The sequence below is a fragment of the Chryseobacterium sp. AC417 genome (assembly GCF_979258215.1).
The window spans coordinates 1,169,079-1,186,517 of the sequence record NZ_OZ409845.1 but is presented as its reverse complement, the minus strand read 5'-3'; the positions used below and the strand labels follow the sequence as shown (position 1 = coordinate 1,186,517).

Here is a 17,439-nt window from a genome sequence, read left to right as displayed (position 1 = left end):
ATTATTTAATTATCAGCGTCTAATTTATATTTTGCAACGTCAAAACCGAAGTTAAGACCTTTTGAATGCACTAATTCTTCTAGTTCTGTCAAAGATTTTTTACCAAAATTTCTGAATTTCATCAAATCAGACTTACTGTAAGAAACCAATTCTCCCAATGTTTCAACTTCAGCCGCTTTCAGACAGTTCAGGGCTCTTACAGAAAGATCCATATCTGCTAATTTAGACTTTAGAAGTTGTCTTGTGTGAAGAGTTTCCTCATCGTATTGGATAGATGCCTTTACAGCTTCAGTTTCTAGAGTGATTCTCTCATCAGAGAACAACATGAAGTGATAAATCAATATCTTAGAAGCTTCAGTTAAAGCATTCTGAGGGCTTATAGAACCGTCAGTTTCAATATCTAATACTAATTTTTCGTAGTCTGTTTTTTGCTCTACACGATAATTTTCAATGCTATACTGCACTTTTTTGATCGGCGTAAAAATAGAGTCGATAGCAATGGTACCTACAGGTGCATTGTTTGACTTGTTTTGGTCAGAAGGCACATACCCCCTTCCTTTTTCTACATTAAACGTGATTTCGAAAGTTACATCTGAGTTTAGGTTACAGATCATCAATTCTGGATTAAGAATCTCAAAACCGTTGATTGATTTACCTAAATCTCCAGCAGTAATTACAGTTTGACCGGTAACTTTAGCAACAACCTGTTCGTTAGTCTGGTTTTCTGCCGTAGCTTTTAATCTTACCTGCTTAAGGTTAAGAATAATTTCGGTAACGTCTTCAATTACTCCTGGAATCGTTGAAAATTCGTGCTCTACACCTTCTATTTTGATAGATGAAATAGCGTATCCTTCTAGAGAAGAAAGCAACACTCTTCTCAAAGCATTACCGATTGTAAGCCCGAAACCTGGTTCTAAAGGTCTGAATTCGAATTGACCTTTAAATTCATCAGAGTTAAGTAGAATTACTTTATCGGGTTTTATGAATTGTAAAATTGCCATATTATTGGGTTGAGCAAAAATTTGATTAAAAAATTATTTAGAGTAAAGTTCGACGATAAGCTGTTCCTTGATGTCTTCCGGAATTTGGATTCTCTCAGGAGCAGATACGAAAGTACCTTGCTTTTTCTCATCGTTGAATTGTAACCACTCATAGTTTGCTTTAGAAGCTAAAGCATCTGCAACCACTTCTAGAGACTTAGATTTTTCTCTGATAGCAATTACATCACCAGCTTTTACCAAATAAGAAGGAATGTTAAGAATCTCGCCATTCACTGTAATGTGTCTGTGAGAAGTCAACTGTCTTGCACCAGCTCTGGTTTTAGAAAAACCTAATCTGTATACAACGTTATCCAATCTTGATTCGCAAAGCTGTAATAAAACTTCACCTGTTACACCTTTACTTCTGTGTGCTTTTTCAAATAAGTTAGCAAACTGTCTTTCTAAAATACCGTAAGTATATTTAGCTTTTTGCTTTTCCATCAACTGGACAGCATATTCAGATTTTTTTGCTCCTCTTCTTTTATTAACACCGTGTTGTCCCGGCGGTTGGTTTTTTCTTTTCTCGAAGTTCTTATCATCTCCGTAGATTGCAGCACCAAACTTTCTAGCAATCTTTGTTTTAGGTCCAATATATCTTGCCATAATGGGTAAATTCTAAAAATTAAACTCTTCTTCTTTTTGGTGGTCTACATCCATTGTGCGGCATAGGAGTAACGTCAATAATTTCGCTCACCTCGATACCTGAATTGTGAATTGTTCTGATAGCAGATTCTCTACCTGCACCTGGACCTTTCACATACACCTTTACTCTTCTTAAACCAGCTTCGTGAGCTACGTTTGAGCAATTTTCTGCTGCCATTTGAGCAGCAAAAGGAGTGTTCTTTTTAGAACCTCTGAACCCCATTTTACCGGCAGAAGCCCAAGAGATAACTTCTCCGTTTTTATTTGTTAAAGAAATGATGATGTTATTGAAAGAAGCTTGAATATGCGCTTCACCAATAGCCTCAACTTTTACTTTTCTTTTTTTAACTACTTTACTTTGTTTTGCCATAATTCCTAACGATTATTTACTTGCTTTTTTCTTGTTAGCAACTGTTTTTCTCTTTCCTTTACGGGTTCTCGAGTTGTTTTTCGTTCTCTGGCCTCTTAAAGGTAGTCCTAGTCTGTGACGTATTCCTCGTTGGCATCCTATGTCCATTAATCGCTTAATGTTCAATTGCACTTCAGATCTAAGCTCACCTTCTACTTTAATGTTTTCGGTAATGTAATTTCTGATTGCAGCCAATTCATCGTCATTCCATTCGTTGACTTTCTTGTCTTCGCTGATACCGGCGTTCTTAAGGATTTCTGAAGATGTACTTCTTCCAATTCCGTAGATGTAAGTTAAACCGATAACACCTCTTTTGTTTTTTGGTAAATCAATACCTGAAATTCTCGCCATAATTTAGCCTTGTCTTTGTTTAAATTTTGGGTTCTTCTTGTTGATTACAAATAGAACGCCTTTTCTGCGAACGATTTTGCAATCAGCACTTCTTTTTTTAATTGATGCTCTAACTTTCATTTGATATATTATAATCTTTTAATAAGGACAAATGGAATCTTCGATTTCATTTGAAATATAATTATTTTTTTACTGAAAAGCGGAAGCATGCAGCTTCAATATTCAGCACTTATCTTTTAACAATAGCCAAACGGAGATCAGAAGATTCCATTTGGCGGTTGTTTAATATCTAAATGTGATTCTCCCTTTTGATAAATCGTAAGGAGACATTTCAAGTTTTACCTTATCACCAGGTAAAAGTTTTATATAATGCATTCTCATTTTACCAGAAATATGAGCGATAAGTATATGCCCATTTTCCAATTCTACACGAAACTGCGCATTCGAAAGTGCTTCCGTAATAACGCCGTCCTGTTCAATATGTTTCTGTTTTGCCATAAATTAATATCCAGTCGATCTTGATAGTTTAGACTGCATTAAGCCATCATAATGATGATTCAGCAGATAAGTGTTAATCTGTTGAACAGTATCTAATACCACCCCAACCATAATTAGCAACGAAGTTCCGCCGAAAAATAAGGCGAATGCATCTGTCTGAACAAGGCTTCCATGCACTATTGCTGGAAGGACTGCAAAGATAGATAAAAATATTGCACCCGGCAAGGTAATTTTTGATAAAATATCATCTAAATAATCAGCTGTCTCTTTACCTGGTCTTACCTTCGGTACCAAACCTCCGTTTCTCTTTAAATCATCAGCCATTTGGTTCACCGGAATTGTAATTGCGGTATAGAAAAATGAAAAGATAATAATCAATAGCGCAAACAATACATTGTACTGCCAGCTAAAAACATTCTTGAAACCTGCAAGAAAGGTATTAGACTCGTCAAATTTTGTTAATAAACCAGGTACAAACATCAATGCCTGCGCAAAAATGATTGGCATAACCCCGGCTGCATTAACTTTTAACGGAATCCACTGTCTTGCTCCCTGCATTAGATTTTTGTTTACACCTCCTCTCGCTTGAGCTCTGCTTACATACTGAATAGGGATTTTTCTTACCGCAACAGATAATACTACTGCTAAAAGAACAACCAACATCCAGAATATCACTTCAATAAGGATCATGATAGAACCCATTCCGCCTTTTCCGTTTTGTACTGCGATTTCCTGTACAAATGCTTCTGGTAATCTAGATAAAATACCTACCATAATAAGGATGGAAATACCATTTCCAATACCTTTATCGGTAATTTTTTCACCTAACCACATAGCAAATACAGAACCACCTACCAAGATTACAATACTTGGCAACCAGAACATAATAGAATTGGGATCTACAAGATATGCAGACTGGAACTGAGCATACGGTAAAAATAACTGAGTAATAGACGTTAAATAAGAAGGTGCCTGTACAAGACAAACTCCAATGGTTAACCATCTAGTAATCTGATTCAGCGTATTTCTACCTGACTCTCCATCTTTTTGAAGTTTCTGAAGATAAGGAATTGCCATCCCCATCAACTGAACGATAATAGAAGCAGATATATAAGGCATGATACCTAACGCCATTACAGATGCATGGCTGAAAGCCCCACCTGTGAACGACGAAAGCAAGCCAAGGAGACCTGCTCCTTGCTTGTTACCGCCTTGATCTTTATAATGCTCTAAGAGATCTCCTACTTCTGCAAGGTTAATTGCAGGTAAAGAGATGAAAGATGCGAATCTATACACAAGGATAATACCTAAAGTAAAGAGAATTTTGTCTCTCAGTTCTTTAAGGCTCCAGATATTCTTAAGGGTTTGTATAAATTCTTTCATTAGTAATATTATAAGGTAATTGCTTTTCCACCTACTTTAGAGATTAATTCTTCAGCAGATTTAGTGAACTTGTCAGCAGAAATTGAAACCGCAGATTTCAATTCTCCTCTACCCATAATTTTCACTATTTCGTTTTTGGTAGCTAAACCGTTTTCTATTAAAACTTCTTTTGTAATATCTCCAGTTATAGATTTAGTATCAATTAAGTTTTGAATATCATCCAGGTTAATACCTCTGTATTCTTTTCTGTTTACGTTTTTGAAACCGAATTTAGGTAATCTTCTTTGCAAAGGCATTTGCCCCCCTTCGAAACCGATTTTTTGAGAATAACCAGCTCTTGCTTGCTGACCATTGTGACCTTTCCCAGCTGTACCGCCTTTTCCACTACCTTGTCCTCTACCAATTCTCTTTGAACTAAAAGTAGAACCTGCTGCAGGTCTTATGTTGTTTAAATTCATTTTAAAATTATTTTAAAAATTATTTTTGAACTTCAAGTAAGTGACTAACTGCAGCGATCATTCCTAAAATAGAAGGAGTAGCTTCGTGCTCTATAACTTGGTGAAGTCTCTTAAATCCTAATGCTTCAAGCGTTCTCTTTTGGGTTTTTGTTCTACCAATAGCGCTTCTTACTTGTTTTACTTTAATTGTTGCCATTGTATATTTATTAACCGTTAAACACTTTACTTAGAGAAACTCCTCTCATTCTTGCAATTTCTTCTGGTCTTCTGATATCTAACAATGCTTTGAAAGTTGCCTTTACCACATTGTGAGGGTTTGAAGATCCTTTAGATTTTGAAAGGATATCATGGATACCAGCAGATTCTAATACCGCTCTTACCGCACCACCGGCAATAAGACCTGTACCGTGAGAAGCTGGTCTCAAGAAGATATCTGCACCTCCATATCTCGCCGTACTTTGGTGAGGAATGGTGTGATTCATCACAGGAACTTTTACTAAGTTTTTCTTAGCATCTTCTACTGCTTTAGCAATAGCAGAAGCAACTTCCTTAGATTTTCCTAAACCAAAACCGATAGTTCCGTTCTCGTCTCCTACAACAACAATTGCAGAAAATCCGAAAGCTCTACCCCCTTTAGTTACTTTTGTTACCCTATTTACGGATACGAGACGATCTTTTAATTCTAATCCTCCCGGTTTTACTCTTTCTATATTATCTAGTCCTAACATATTTTCCGAAATTTAATGATTAGAATTTAAGTCCTCCTTCTCTCGCACCGTCAGCTAGAGCCTTAACTCTACCGTGATATACGAAACCGTTTCTATCAAATACAATAGCTTCAATTCCGGCAGCAATAGCTTTGGCAGCGATAGCTTTACCTACAGCAGCAGAAATTTCACTTTTAGTACCGTTAGCATTCACACCTTTTTCTCTCGAAGAAGCTGAAGCTAAAGTTTTACCATCTTTATCGTCTATTAACTGAGCGTAAATTTCCTTATTACTCTTGTATACAGATAATCTTGGCAATTCAGAAGATCCAGAGATTTTCCCTCTTACTCTTCTTTTTATTCTTATTCTTTTTTCTAATTTACTTAGTGCCATTTTCTTAAAATTTATTAAGCAGATTTACCAGCTTTACGTCTAACATTTTCTCCTACGAATCTTACACCTTTTCCTTTGTACGGCTCAGGCTTTCTGAATGAACGGATTTTCGCCGCTACCATTCCTAGAAGTTGCTTGTCAAAAGACGTTAAAGTAATAATTGGGTTTTTACCTTTTTCAGTCAATGTATCGATTACTACTTCTTTAGGAAGTTCTAATACGATACCGTGAGAGAATCCTAAAGCTAACTCAAGTTTTTGACCTGAGTGAGAAGCTCTATAACCTACTCCCACTAGTTCTAACTTCTTAGTGAAACCTTCAGTGGCTCCAATAATCATGTTATTTACCAACGCTCTGTACAAACCGTGCAGCGCTCTGTGTTGTTTAGACTCAGATGGTCTGCTGAATGTAAGCACTCCATCTTCTTGTTCTAAAGTAATTCCTTCTGTAAGTTCCTGGATCAGTTCTCCTTTAGGACCTTTTACAGTTACTAAGCCATCTTTTTCAGTGACAGTAACTCCAGCTGGAATTGTTATAATTGATTTACCAATTCTTGACATTTTCCTTTGATTAAAAATTAATAAACATAGCAGATTACTTCACCGCCTACTTTTTCTTCTCTAGCTTTCTTATCTGTCATTACTCCTCTAGAAGTTGAGATAATAGCTACACCCAAACCGTTCAGTACTCTTGGAAGTTCTGTAGAACCTTTGTACTGTCTTAGACCTGGTCTTGAAGCTCTCTGGATAGATTTGATTGCAGGCTTGTTTGTTTGCTTGTCATACTTAAGAGCGATTTTGATTGTCCCTTGAACAGCGCTATCTTCAAACTTGTAGTTTAAGATATACCCTTGATCAAATAAGATTTTCGTAAGCTCCTTTTTGATTTTCGATGCAGGAATTTCCACCACTTTGTGGCCTGCGCTTTGTGCGTTCCTTACTCTAGTTAGGAAATCTGAAATTGGATCTGTTACCATTTTTCTATTTTAAATTATTGGTTAAAGACAATCAGTATTGAAAGGACTTGAAGATTAAAATATCAGACTTCAGAAAACTTCGGTCTGATATTTATTTCTTTAGTATCCAGACAACTTAATTGTCCCGATTTTAATTAGTAATTATTACCAACTGGCTTTTTTCACTCCCGGGATAAGACCGTTGTTGGCCATTTCTCTGAAAGTTACTCTTGAAAGACCAAAAGTTCTCATGTAACCTCTTGGTCTACCTGTCAGTTTACATCTGTTGTGTAATCTTACAGGAGAAGCATTTTTTGGTAATTTTTGAAGTCCTTCGTAATCACCAGCTTCTTTCAACGCTTTTCTTTTCTCAGCGTATTTAGCTACAGTAGCTTCTCTTTTGCGCTCACGCGCTTTCATTGATTCTTTAGCCATTTCTTAGTTCTTTTTGAAAGGTAAACCGAAGTGAGTTAATAATGCTTTAGCTTCTTTATCTGTTTTCGCAGTTGTAACGAAAGTAATATCCATCCCTTGGATTTTCTTTACTTTGTCGATTACGATTTCAGGGAAGATAATCTGCTCAGTAATACCTAAGTTATAGTTACCTCTACCATCGAAACCATCAGCTTTGATACCAGAAAAATCTCTAATACGTGGTAAAGCAGAAGACGTCAATCTGTCTAAGAATTCGTACATTTTCTGAGCTCTAAGAGTTACCTTAGCACCTACAGGCATACCTTTTCTTAATTTGAAAGCAGCTTCATCCTTTTTTGAAATAGTACCTACGGCTTTTTGCCCGGTAATATTTGTAAGTTCTTCAACAGCATAATCGATGATTTTTTTATCAGCAGTAGCGTCTCCTAAACCTTGAGATAAAATAATTTTCTCAAGTCTTGGTACCTGCATCACTGATTTATATCCGAATTCTTCCATCATTGCTGGAACAATTGTCTCGTGATATGCTTTTTTGGGTCTTGCTATATATTCCATTTGTTATTTAAAATTATAAAGTTTCACCCGTTTTTTTGTCGATTCTTACTTTTTTATCTCCGTCGATTTTGTAACCGATTTTGATAGCTTTACCGTCTTTATTAACTAAAGCTATGTTTGAGATATGTATAGAAGCTTCCTTTTCTGTAATTCCTCCTTGAGGATTTGAAGCTGAAGGCTTAACGTGTTTTTTAACGATGTTAAGTCCTGCAACGATTACTCTAGGGTCTTTTCCTTCTTTTTTGATCACTTCAATAACTTCACCAGTTTTACCTTTGATTTCTTTTTTACCAGTGGTAATGATTACGTTATCTCCTCTTTTTATTTTTAACTTTGACATTTTTTTAAATTTTAAATATTAAAGTACTTCAGGAGCTAATGAAATGATTTTCATATATTCTTTGTCTCTCAACTCACGAGCAACGGGTCCGAAAACACGTGTTCCTCTCATCTCTCCTCCAGCGTTTAGCAAAACACAAGCATTATCTTCGAATTTGATGTAAGATCCATCTTTTCTTCTCACTGCTTTTTTTGTTCTTACTACTACCGCTTTTGATACTTGACCTTTCTTAGCGTTTCCTGATGGTGTAGAATCTTTAATAGTAACTACGATTTTATCACCAACTGAAGCATATCTTCTTCTGGTACCTCCCAGAACTCTGATCACTAGTACTTCTTTAGCACCTGTGTTATCAGCAACTTTTAATCTTGATTCTGTTTGTAACATTACTTAGCTTTTTCAATGATTCTTACTAATCTCCATCTCTTGCTCTTGCTCAAAGGTCTTGTTTCTGTAATTAATACAGTATCCCCTTCTGTGCATTCGTTGTTCTCGTCGTGTGCAGTATATTTTTTCGTTTTCAGAACGAATTTACCGTACATCGGGTGCTTCACTCTTGTAGTTTCACTAACAACAATAGTTTTTTCCATTTTATTGCTGGAAACCACTCCGATTCTTTCTTTTCTTAAATTTCTATCCATTGTAAAAAGGATTATTGTTTGTTAGTTAACTCAGTGTTTAGTCTTGCGATTGTCTTTCTCAAATCTCTGATTTGGATTGGATTTTCAAGTGGACTGATTTTGTGAGCCATTTTCATTTTTGAAAATTGAGCTTGAGCTTCAGCCAATTTTGCTTGAATATCTTCAGCGCTTAGATTTTTAATTTCAGCTTGTTTCATTGTTTCAGAGATTAAAGAGGTTTAACAAAATCGTTAGCAACTACAAATTTGGTAACTACCGGTAATTTCTGTGCAGCAAGTCTTAAAGCTTCCTTAGCGATTTCGTAAGATACACCTCCGATTTCGAACATAATTTTACCTGGTTTTACTACAGCTACCCAATATTCTACAGCACCTTTACCTTTACCCATCCTTACTTCGGCTGGTTTCTTAGTAATTGGCTTATCTGGGAATATTTTGATCCATAGTTGACCTTCTCTTTTCATATATCTTGTCGCAGCGATACGAGCAGCTTCGATCTGTCTAGCAGTAATCCAAGCGCCTTCATTGGCTTTGATTCCGAAAGTTCCGTAAGCAAGTTGATTACCTCTTTGTGCAATCCCCTTCATTTTCATCTTGTGAACTCTACGGAATTTGGTTCTTTTTGGTTGTAACATAATTTCTTAAATTTTAGATTTTAGAATTTAGAATTTAAAAAAGTAACGGTCATTTAAAAACTATCCTCTAAAATTTTATTAATTATTTTTTTTATCTCTAGAAGGTCTTCTGTTGTCTCTGTCTCCACCTCCTCTGTTTCCGCCACCTGATGAAGGACCAGTTTTCTTCTGTTGTCCTACTAATGGAGAAAGATCTCTTCTGCCGTACACTTCACCTTTCATGATCCAAACTTTAACTCCTAACTTACCGTACTGAGTTAATGCTTCACCGATATGATAATCGATATCTGCTCTGAAAGTTGATAATGGAATTCTTCCGTCTTTGAAAGACTCAGATCTTGCCATTTCAGCACCGTTCAATCTACCAGAGATTTGAACTTTGATACCTTCAGCACCCATTCTCATTGTAGAAGCGATAGCCATCTTCACAGCTCTTCTGTAAGAAATTCTGTTTTCGATTTGCTTAGCGATACTGTCTGCAACTAATACTGCATCAAGTTCAGGTCTTTTGATTTCGAAAATATTGATTTGAATATCCTTTTTTGTAAGTTTCTTCAATTCTTCTTTTAACTTGTCAACTTCCTGACCTCCTTTACCGATGATTAATCCCGGTCTAGCAGTAGTGATTGTTACTGTTACTAATTTAAGTGTTCTTTCAATATAAATTTTTGAAATTCCACCTTTAGATAATCTTGCTTCAAGGTATCTTCTGATTTTGTAGTCTTCAGCGATTCTGTCTCCATAATCGTTTCCGCCAAACCAGTTAGAATCCCATCCTCTGATGATACCTAATCTGTTACCAATTGGATTTGTCTTCTGTCCCATACCTTGAATTAATTTTCTTTTGTACCTAAGATTAGTGTAATGTGGTTTGATCTTTTTCTGATTCTATACCCTCTACCTTGTGGAGCTGGTCTTAGTCTCTTCAATTGTCTTGCACTGTCTACAAAAATTTCTTTAACGATAAGGTTAGCTTCTTCAATATCAGCACCATCGTTCTTTGTTTGCCAGTTGGCCATCGCAGAAAGTAATACTTTTTCTAATTTCTCAGAAGCTCCTTTTTTTGAATATTTTAGGATGCTTAAAGCTTTGTCAACTTCTACCCCTCTGATGATATCAGCAACTAATCTCATCTTTCTAGGAGATGTAGGGCAATCATTGTGCAATGCTTTCACTACATCTTGATTTGTTAATTTACGTGCTAATGCACTTTCTCTTTTTCTTGATCCCATGATTATCTACTTCCTTTGTTTTTATTACCACCATGACCTCTGAAAGATCTTGTTGGAGAAAATTCGCCTAGCTTGTGACCAACCATGTTTTCTGTAACATATACAGGGATAAAAGATTTCCCGTTGTGTACTGCAATAGTTTGTCCTACGAAGTCCGGAGAGATCATTGATGCTCTAGACCAAGTTTTAATAACTGTTTTTTTACCAGCCTCTATATTTGCCTGAACCTTCTTATCTAAAGTATATGCGATGAATGGTCCTTTTTTAAGTGATCTTGCCATAATTATTTACGTTTAGATATGATATGACGGTTAGACGCTTTGTTTTTCTTTCTAGTTTTGTAACCTTTAGCAGGCATACCGTTTCTAGATCTTGGGTGACCTCCAGAAGACTTACCTTCTCCACCTCCCATTGGGTGATCTACAGGGTTCATTACTACCGGTCTAGTTCTAGGTCTTCTACCTAACCATCTGCTTCTACCAGCCTTACCTGATACAGTTAGCTGATGATCAGAGTTTGAAACAGATCCAATCATTGCATAACATTCAGTAAGGATCATTCTAGACTCTCCTGAAGGCAATTTGATGATTGCATATTTTCCGTCTCTTGAAGTCAATTGAGCTGATGAACCAGCACTTCTTGCTAAGATTGCACCTTGACCTGGCTTCATTTCGATACAAGAAATTACAGTTCCCAAAGGAATACTTTTCAATTTCATTGCGTTACCTACATTAGGTTCTACGCTTTCACCAGAAATGATTTTTTGGTCAACTTTGATCCCGTTTGGAGCGATGATATATCTCTTCTCTCCGTCTGCATATTCAACTAAAGCGATGAAAGCAGTTCTGTTTGGATCATACTCTACAGTTTTTACCGTTGCTTCAACATCATGTTTGTTTCTTTTGAAGTCGATAATTCTGTATTTCTTTTTGTGTCCACCTCCGGTGTAACGCATGGTCATTTTACCAGTTTGGTTACGTCCACCTGACTTACTAATACCAACAGTTAGAGACTTCTCTGGTTTGTTGGTAGTAATTTCCTCAAAATTGTTTACAATTCTGAATCTCTGTCCTGGGGTGATAGGTTTTAATTTTCTAACAGACATTACTATTATTTATAATTAATAATTAATTTACAGCAAAAATGTCGATTACTTCTCCTTCAGCAAGAGTGATAATCGCCTTTTTTAATTTGTTTGTCTTTCCTACTTGAAGACCTTTTTTAGTGTATTTCGAAGAAACTTTAGGAGCATAAATCATGGTTCTAACGTCTGCTACTTTTACACCATAAGCTTGCTCTATTGCATTTTTAATCTGGATTTTATTCGCCTTAGGTTGTACTAAGAAAGAATAAGCACCTCTTAAATCTGTAAGATAGTTTGCTTTTTCTGAAATAACTGGTTTAATAATTAGTGACATGATTTATTTCTTTAAATTTTCCTGGAATTTTTCAACTGCACCTTCTAAGAAAACGATCTCACCTGCATTGATTAAGTCATAAGAAGAAATTTCGTTGAATTTCATCACCTTAGTCTTAGGCAAGTTTCTTGAAGATAAATACACATTTTTATTTGTATCAGGAAGAATGAATAAAGATTTCTTATCATTCAATGCCAAAGCATTTAGGATAGTGATGAAATCTTTAGTTTTAGGAGCAGAAATGCTCAATCCTTCAACAATTTTTATGCTGTTATCTCTCATTTTCTGAGAAAGAACAGATTTTTTAGCTAATCTCTTAAGAGCTTTGTTCAATTTGAATCTGTAGTCTCTTGGTTTTGGACCAAAAATTCTACCTCCACCTCTGAAAACCGGCGATTTGATATCACCATATCTTGCAGAACCTGAACCTTTTTGCTTTTTCAACTTTTTAGTTGAACCAGTGATTTCGCTTCTCTCTTTTGATTTATGAGTACCTTGACGCTGAGCAGCAAGATATTGTTTTACTTCTAAGTAAACCGCGTGCTTATTTGGCTCGATTCCGAATACAGATTCGTCTAGAGTTACTTTTTTTCCGGTTTCTTTTCCTGATGTATTTAATACTACTAGTTCCATTTTCTGATAATTACATAAGAATTTTTAGCTCCCGGAACAGCACCTTTTACTACTAAAAGATTTTGTTCTTGATCCACTTTTAATACCTGAAGGTTTTGTACAGTTACCTGCTTACCTCCCATTCTACCTGCCATTCTCATTCCTTTGAATACTCTCGAAGGATCCGATCCCGCACCGATAGAACCTGGAGCTCTTAATCTGTTGTGCTGACCGTGAGTAGCTTGCATTACACCTCCAAAACCGTGTCTTTTAACAACACCCTGGAAACCTTTACCTTTTGAAGTTCCTGTTACGTCAACAAATTCACCTTCAGCGAATAAGCTTACAGTTACATCTACTCCTACTGTTACCGTGTCAACGAATTCTCTGTAGAATTCTACCAACTTAGCTTTAGGAGTTGAACCCGCCTTTTTAAAATGGCCGGCTAACGCTTTACCAACGTTCTTTTCACTCTTGTCATCGAAACCTAACTGAACAGCTTTATATCCGTCCTTTTCAATGGTTCTGACCTGTAAAACTGAGCAAGGACCTGCCTGGATAACGGTACACGGCATATTTTTGCCGTTTTCGTCAAACAGAGAAGTCATCCCAATTTTTTTTCCAATAATACCTGACATTATTTATATAATATGTTATAAAATTTTCTTGTATACACTCTCATTTTTCGAGTTCTCAAATAATTACCAAGTTTGAATTGGGCATATTCCTCCCCTAAAATGAGTGTGCAAATGTATGAATAATTTTCAAAATGACAAATATTTAATGTAAAATATTTTGATTTTTAAAGGTTTAGCAAATTCAGGCAAAAATTTACTTCACTACATGAGAGAATATTTCTATTTTTGAGAAAAAGTTATATGAAGAATATCTTCGTCATCTTCTTTAGCGTGGTCAGTATATTTTCACTTGCTCAATATAATGAGTGTTCTTTAACTTCTGATTTAGCTTTACAGAATTGTAATCCAGCATTTAATACATAATGAAAATCCTTCCACTTATTTTTATTTTATTTTTAGTTGCATCCTGTAGCGAAAGACAGACACATCGTTATACCTATTACTATTGGAAAACTAATCTTGCTTTAAATCAAACAGAAAAAAAAGCACTCGCACAATCTAATTCACCTTATTTATATACACGGTTTTTTGATGTTGATAAAGTAAACGGAAAATTTGAACCGGTTGCTGTGATTACCAAAGACAAAAGTTTTCAAACTGATAAAAAGATTGTACCTACTATTTTTATTACAAATCGTACATTTTTTAAGATAACTAATTCAGATATAGAATTTCTTGCAAAAAGCATCAGCGATTTAATTCAGAAAAAAGTTAAAGATTATGAACTCTCTTCAAACAATGAAATTCAAATAGACTGTGACTGGACCGTCGGAACCAAAGATGATTATTTTAAATTTTTGAATGCATTAAGAAAAATCTCCGGAAAAGAAATTACCTGTACACTACGACTTCATCAGGTGAAAGATAAGAACCTGATGGGTATTCCGCCGGTGAAAAAAGTGTATCTGATGTGCTATTCCACTTCTTCACCTTTAGAAAATTCAGATAAAAATTCAATTTTGGATGTAAACATTCTGAAAAGCTATTTATCAAAACTGGAAGATTATCCTTTAAACAAAATCGAAGTTGCATTACCAATTTATTCCTGGGGAATTGTGACCAACCATTTGGGAAAACACAAACTCATCAATGGCCTGTCAAAAAAAGATTTGGAAAATCAGAATTTCAAAAAAATCTCTGATCATGAAATTGAAATTATAAAAGACGGTTTCTACTTTGGAAATTACTTAAATAAAGGTTTTAAAATAAAAATTGAGGAGATTTCGGATGAGCAACTCGATAATGTTATCCAATTTTTAGATAAAAAAATAAGCAGCTATACTGTAATATATTATCAATTAGATAGTAAATTTGTGGAAGGCAGAATTTTCTAAAAAGACAGAAAGTTTAAAGCAAAACACCAAAAATAAATATGAAAAAATACATTTTATCATTAGCCGTTGCATCGCTTTTTTACACCCAATCAGAAGCCTGCTCTTGGGCAGATCCGGATTATGACTATTTTAATCTTTTTACCCAAAGTATTATTAAAGATAAATCTTATCTTCCTTTTCTTCACAACTATTCGTCCAGGTTTTATACCGATTTCAAAACCTCTCAAATTCCGAATGAGAATATTGATTCATGGAGAAAATTCTTCAATAATCAGCTGACTTATACCGAAACAGATTATCTGGTGAATAAGATCACTATGAATGATCTCAATGATCTGAAGAGAGGGAATCCTAATAACTCCTTGCTAAAAAAAGCAGGAACAGGTTTTTACGCAAAATATCGTGAAGGCATTGATTATCTTATAGAGGCAAAATATCTGGAGCCTTATATGAAAATCAATTATGTAGAAAGTCCAGATTCTTTCTATTACCGTGAAAATGAAAGTGACAAAAACGCAACTCAATTAGATTATACAAAAACGATCTCGGCATTGACTTCTTTATATAATGCTGCCAAAAATCCTGAAATCAAACAGCGATACGGTTATCAGCTGGTGAGATTTAATCACTACACAAGAAATTTTGATGTAGCTCTTGAGGCTTTTAAAAAATATGTTCAGCCGATTTCGTCAAGAGGCGCAGCATATTATATGGCATTAGATCAATTGGCAGGTGCGCAAAGAGGTTTGCAAATGGGAAGCGAAGCAAACTGGAATTTCTTTCAGGTTTTTAAAAACAGCAAAAGCCGAAAAGAATCTGCATTTATATCGATGAAACTTTCTGACACGGCATCTTTCAACAACATTTTGAAAAGAGCTGAAAATAACGAGGAGAAAAACATGGCGTATTTTCTGTTAGGCTATGAAGATTTTACCAACCCGATTCCGATGATGGAAAAAATGTATGACATTGATCCCAATTCGGAAATCCTGAAAGTAATGGCAGCGAGAAGCATCAACGAGTTGGAAAGAAGCTATCTTCCTACCTATTATTATGAATCAAAAGAGGCAGATCAATCTGTCAATACTAAATCTACGACAGCGCCTGAAACAAAAAAAGCAGAAAAAAAAGAATTGAGCTTTTGGCAGAAATTTATTTTATTTTTTAAAAATCTGTTCAGTTCAAAACCTGACAAAAATAAAGAGGAAAGTAAAAATGACCAAAGTGACGATGAGTTGCTCGAAAACCCAAACAGAATTCCTTTTTACACAAAAAATCAAAGTTATTATTACGACGAAAACCAGAAAGATTATCTCGATGATTTAGAAAAATTCGCTTCTAAAACTAAAGAAAAATCCACTGACGAATATTGGCAGATTGCAGATGCTTATCTCAAATTTTTAAAGAAAGATTACAAAGCAAGCACAGAAATTTTAGAAGATATCAAAACCAATAATCCTGAATATCTTGAAGAGATCAAAAGAATGAAGGTGTTGAATGATATTGTGTCACACCCAAAAATTGATGCTGAATACGAGGAGCATTTGATGGCAGATTATGCTGATTATTTTGTTGAAAAGAAAATTGAACAAGACAGCACAGAAGATCAAAGTTATGATGATTACGGATCGACTCCCTCCACAGCTTCTTTCCTGAAAGATGTTTTGGCGAACCGATATTTTCTGCAGGGTGAAGACGGAAAATCTTACCTGATGAATAATAAATTATCTGATCTTCAATACAATCCGAATTCTACGTTGGTAAAAAGTGTGGAAGATTTTTACAGAAAACCAAATAAGACCCAATTTGAACAGCAGATCATTGCTAAAAACATGGACAACGTCGGGAATATTGACGCATTTTTTAATGTAATTTATGGTGACCGAGCCATGAGACTGGCAGATTTTGGTAAAGCTAAATTGCACTATCAAAAAGCACAGAACTTCTCAGGAATTCCGAGAGATAATTATGAAACGTACAATCCGCAAACCGGAAATTATGAAAAGCTGGTTTATAACGGGGAAAACTACGACGGTTTCAACAATATTCCGAGTTTGGTTTTCGGACATAATGTTTGGGAAAGTTTCGGAAGTTCTGACGAAGAAAGTATGCAGGCAGAAGATTACACAGCTTTTCCTTTCATTAAACCAAAGATGAATAAACTTGAATTGGCGGATGCTCTCATTCAGCTTAAAAAAATAGGAAACGGCAAAGATGAAAAGTCAGCCAGTGCAAATAAATTCATCGGAAATATTTTGTATAACACTTCCATTCTCGGATATTACAGAGAATTGTTCGTTATGGATGTCGACAACAGCAACGGTGGGAAATACGACTTTTGGAGTACCGATAAGAAAACACCTTATCAGTATTACTACAAGAATTTTACTTCGACAATTTATATTGAACCTGATAATTTTGATCTGGCTTTGAATTTTTATAAAAAAGCATTAACTCTTTCTGCTAATAAAGAAGACAAAGCAAGAATTCTCTTCCAGATGGCAAGCGCCGAGCAGGGAAAATATTATCAGTACGAAGCCAAAAATCAATCAAACACAGATTATTCTGACCCAAAATGGTCTGAGAAAAATGACGCGTATCAGAAACAAATGAATGATCTTAAAAACCAAAAGTACAGAACTTATTTTGCCCAGCTGAAATCTCAATATTCCGATACTGAAGTAGCGAGAACGCTTTTGGGAAGCTGCAGCTATTTTGATTATTTTATGAAGAGATAATTTTTTAGATAAATTAAAATAAAAA

General features: G+C 35.3%; 29 protein-coding genes. 2 read left to right on the top strand and 27 right to left on the bottom strand.

The features are described from left to right. Positions 1-5: 5 nt before the first annotated feature. From ACZZ9T_RS05800 to rplC, 27 genes are all read right to left on the bottom strand, one after another. The gene (locus tag ACZZ9T_RS05800; protein WP_463430406.1) at positions 6-1,001 is read right to left on the bottom strand and encodes a DNA-directed RNA polymerase subunit alpha; all 996 of its coding nucleotides are present in this window, start codon (positions 999-1,001) and stop codon (positions 6-8) included. A gap of 33 nt (positions 1,002-1,034) precedes the next feature. Further along, entirely contained in the window at positions 1,035-1,643 is a 609-nt protein-coding gene (rpsD, locus tag ACZZ9T_RS05795) for a 30S ribosomal protein S4 (protein ID WP_463430405.1), read from the bottom strand. A gap of 19 nt (positions 1,644-1,662) precedes the next feature. Further along, the gene (rpsK, locus tag ACZZ9T_RS05790; protein WP_129535100.1) at positions 1,663-2,052 is read right to left on the bottom strand and encodes a 30S ribosomal protein S11; all 390 of its coding nucleotides are present in this window, start codon (positions 2,050-2,052) and stop codon (positions 1,663-1,665) included. Positions 2,053-2,064: 12 nt separating this feature from the next. After that, positions 2,065-2,442 (bottom strand): 30S ribosomal protein S13, encoded by a 378-nt coding sequence (gene rpsM, locus ACZZ9T_RS05785; protein ID WP_050378498.1) that lies wholly within the window; start codon positions 2,440-2,442, stop codon positions 2,065-2,067. A 3-nt stretch (positions 2,443-2,445) separates the two neighbouring features. After that, positions 2,446-2,562 carry a 50S ribosomal protein L36 gene (gene rpmJ / locus ACZZ9T_RS05780; RefSeq protein WP_007839480.1) on the bottom strand — a complete coding sequence of 39 codons (117 nt, stop codon included), beginning with the start codon at positions 2,560-2,562 and terminating at the stop codon, positions 2,446-2,448. Positions 2,563-2,724: 162 nt separating this feature from the next. Next, on the bottom strand, positions 2,725-2,940 hold the full coding sequence (gene infA / locus ACZZ9T_RS05775; RefSeq protein WP_027381317.1) for a translation initiation factor IF-1: 216 nt from the start codon (positions 2,938-2,940) through the stop codon (positions 2,725-2,727). A gap of 3 nt (positions 2,941-2,943) precedes the next feature. After that, positions 2,944-4,323 (bottom strand): preprotein translocase subunit SecY, encoded by a 1,380-nt coding sequence (gene secY, locus ACZZ9T_RS05770; protein ID WP_463430404.1) that lies wholly within the window; start codon positions 4,321-4,323, stop codon positions 2,944-2,946. A gap of 8 nt (positions 4,324-4,331) precedes the next feature. Further along, entirely contained in the window at positions 4,332-4,781 is a 450-nt protein-coding gene (gene rplO, locus ACZZ9T_RS05765) for a 50S ribosomal protein L15 (RefSeq protein WP_463430403.1), read from the bottom strand. Positions 4,782-4,800: 19 nt separating this feature from the next. Continuing rightward, positions 4,801-4,977, bottom strand: coding sequence for a 50S ribosomal protein L30 (gene rpmD / locus ACZZ9T_RS05760; RefSeq protein ID WP_162087521.1), 177 nt, complete (start codon positions 4,975-4,977; stop codon positions 4,801-4,803). 10 nt (positions 4,978-4,987) lie between these two features. Next, the gene (rpsE, locus tag ACZZ9T_RS05755; protein WP_463430402.1) at positions 4,988-5,509 is read right to left on the bottom strand and encodes a 30S ribosomal protein S5; all 522 of its coding nucleotides are present in this window, start codon (positions 5,507-5,509) and stop codon (positions 4,988-4,990) included. 19 nt (positions 5,510-5,528) lie between these two features. Further along, positions 5,529-5,882 carry a 50S ribosomal protein L18 gene (gene rplR / locus ACZZ9T_RS05750; RefSeq protein WP_463441283.1) on the bottom strand — a complete coding sequence of 118 codons (354 nt, stop codon included), beginning with the start codon at positions 5,880-5,882 and terminating at the stop codon, positions 5,529-5,531. Positions 5,883-5,896: 14 nt separating this feature from the next. Continuing rightward, positions 5,897-6,442 carry a 50S ribosomal protein L6 gene (gene rplF / locus ACZZ9T_RS05745; RefSeq protein WP_463430401.1) on the bottom strand — a complete coding sequence of 182 codons (546 nt, stop codon included), beginning with the start codon at positions 6,440-6,442 and terminating at the stop codon, positions 5,897-5,899. Positions 6,443-6,459: 17 nt separating this feature from the next. Next, positions 6,460-6,858: a 30S ribosomal protein S8 gene (gene rpsH, locus ACZZ9T_RS05740; protein ID WP_129535106.1), complete on the bottom strand. Its 399-nt coding sequence runs from the start codon at positions 6,856-6,858 to the stop codon at positions 6,460-6,462. 144 nt (positions 6,859-7,002) lie between these two features. Beyond that, positions 7,003-7,272 (bottom strand): 30S ribosomal protein S14, encoded by a 270-nt coding sequence (rpsN, locus tag ACZZ9T_RS05735; RefSeq protein ID WP_034712998.1) that lies wholly within the window; start codon positions 7,270-7,272, stop codon positions 7,003-7,005. Between the two features lie 3 nt (positions 7,273-7,275). After that, a complete protein-coding gene (gene rplE, locus ACZZ9T_RS05730; protein WP_129535107.1) occupies positions 7,276-7,827 on the bottom strand; it encodes a 50S ribosomal protein L5 in 552 nt (183 codons plus the stop codon). 13 nt (positions 7,828-7,840) lie between these two features. Further along, positions 7,841-8,167, bottom strand: coding sequence for a 50S ribosomal protein L24 (gene rplX / locus ACZZ9T_RS05725; protein ID WP_463430400.1), 327 nt, complete (start codon positions 8,165-8,167; stop codon positions 7,841-7,843). 18 nt (positions 8,168-8,185) lie between these two features. Then, on the bottom strand, positions 8,186-8,554 hold the full coding sequence (gene rplN / locus ACZZ9T_RS05720) for a 50S ribosomal protein L14 (protein WP_034684837.1): 369 nt from the start codon (positions 8,552-8,554) through the stop codon (positions 8,186-8,188). Next, positions 8,554-8,808, bottom strand: coding sequence for a 30S ribosomal protein S17 (rpsQ, locus tag ACZZ9T_RS05715; RefSeq protein ID WP_027383312.1), 255 nt, complete (start codon positions 8,806-8,808; stop codon positions 8,554-8,556). The genes rplN and rpsQ overlap by 1 nt, the downstream gene beginning before the upstream one ends. A gap of 11 nt (positions 8,809-8,819) precedes the next feature. Beyond that, positions 8,820-9,005 (bottom strand): 50S ribosomal protein L29, encoded by a 186-nt coding sequence (rpmC, locus tag ACZZ9T_RS05710; protein ID WP_463430399.1) that lies wholly within the window; start codon positions 9,003-9,005, stop codon positions 8,820-8,822. A gap of 11 nt (positions 9,006-9,016) precedes the next feature. After that, complete coding sequence (gene rplP / locus ACZZ9T_RS05705) at positions 9,017-9,442, bottom strand: 50S ribosomal protein L16 (protein ID WP_463430398.1); 426 nt, start codon at positions 9,440-9,442, stop codon at positions 9,017-9,019. A 78-nt stretch (positions 9,443-9,520) separates the two neighbouring features. After that, positions 9,521-10,267: a 30S ribosomal protein S3 gene (gene rpsC / locus ACZZ9T_RS05700; RefSeq protein ID WP_463430397.1), complete on the bottom strand. Its 747-nt coding sequence runs from the start codon at positions 10,265-10,267 to the stop codon at positions 9,521-9,523. Between the two features lie 8 nt (positions 10,268-10,275). Continuing rightward, positions 10,276-10,674 carry a 50S ribosomal protein L22 gene (rplV, locus tag ACZZ9T_RS05695; RefSeq protein ID WP_047442260.1) on the bottom strand — a complete coding sequence of 133 codons (399 nt, stop codon included), beginning with the start codon at positions 10,672-10,674 and terminating at the stop codon, positions 10,276-10,278. A gap of 2 nt (positions 10,675-10,676) precedes the next feature. Further along, positions 10,677-10,955, bottom strand: coding sequence for a 30S ribosomal protein S19 (gene rpsS, locus ACZZ9T_RS05690; protein WP_050378485.1), 279 nt, complete (start codon positions 10,953-10,955; stop codon positions 10,677-10,679). 2 nt (positions 10,956-10,957) lie between these two features. Next, positions 10,958-11,779, bottom strand: a complete 822-nt coding sequence (rplB, locus tag ACZZ9T_RS05685; RefSeq protein WP_463430395.1) for a 50S ribosomal protein L2 — start codon at positions 11,777-11,779, stop codon at positions 10,958-10,960. Positions 11,780-11,801: 22 nt separating this feature from the next. Continuing rightward, positions 11,802-12,092: a 50S ribosomal protein L23 gene (gene rplW, locus ACZZ9T_RS05680; protein ID WP_129535110.1), complete on the bottom strand. Its 291-nt coding sequence runs from the start codon at positions 12,090-12,092 to the stop codon at positions 11,802-11,804. Between the two features lie 3 nt (positions 12,093-12,095). Continuing rightward, complete coding sequence (gene rplD / locus ACZZ9T_RS05675; protein ID WP_162087528.1) at positions 12,096-12,725, bottom strand: 50S ribosomal protein L4; 630 nt, start codon at positions 12,723-12,725, stop codon at positions 12,096-12,098. Then, on the bottom strand, positions 12,716-13,342 hold the full coding sequence (rplC, locus tag ACZZ9T_RS05670) for a 50S ribosomal protein L3 (RefSeq protein ID WP_463430393.1): 627 nt from the start codon (positions 13,340-13,342) through the stop codon (positions 12,716-12,718). The genes rplD and rplC overlap by 10 nt, the downstream gene beginning before the upstream one ends. A 362-nt stretch (positions 13,343-13,704) precedes the next feature. Here rplC and ACZZ9T_RS05665 point away from each other — a divergent pair, with 362 nt between their 5' ends. Continuing rightward, the gene (locus ACZZ9T_RS05665; protein ID WP_463441282.1) at positions 13,705-14,676 is read left to right on the top strand and encodes a hypothetical protein; all 972 of its coding nucleotides are present in this window, start codon (positions 13,705-13,707) and stop codon (positions 14,674-14,676) included. A gap of 38 nt (positions 14,677-14,714) precedes the next feature. Beyond that, on the top strand, positions 14,715-17,414 hold the full coding sequence (locus tag ACZZ9T_RS05660; RefSeq protein WP_463441281.1) for a hypothetical protein: 2,700 nt from the start codon (positions 14,715-14,717) through the stop codon (positions 17,412-17,414). The last annotated feature ends 25 nt before the right edge of the window (positions 17,415-17,439 follow it).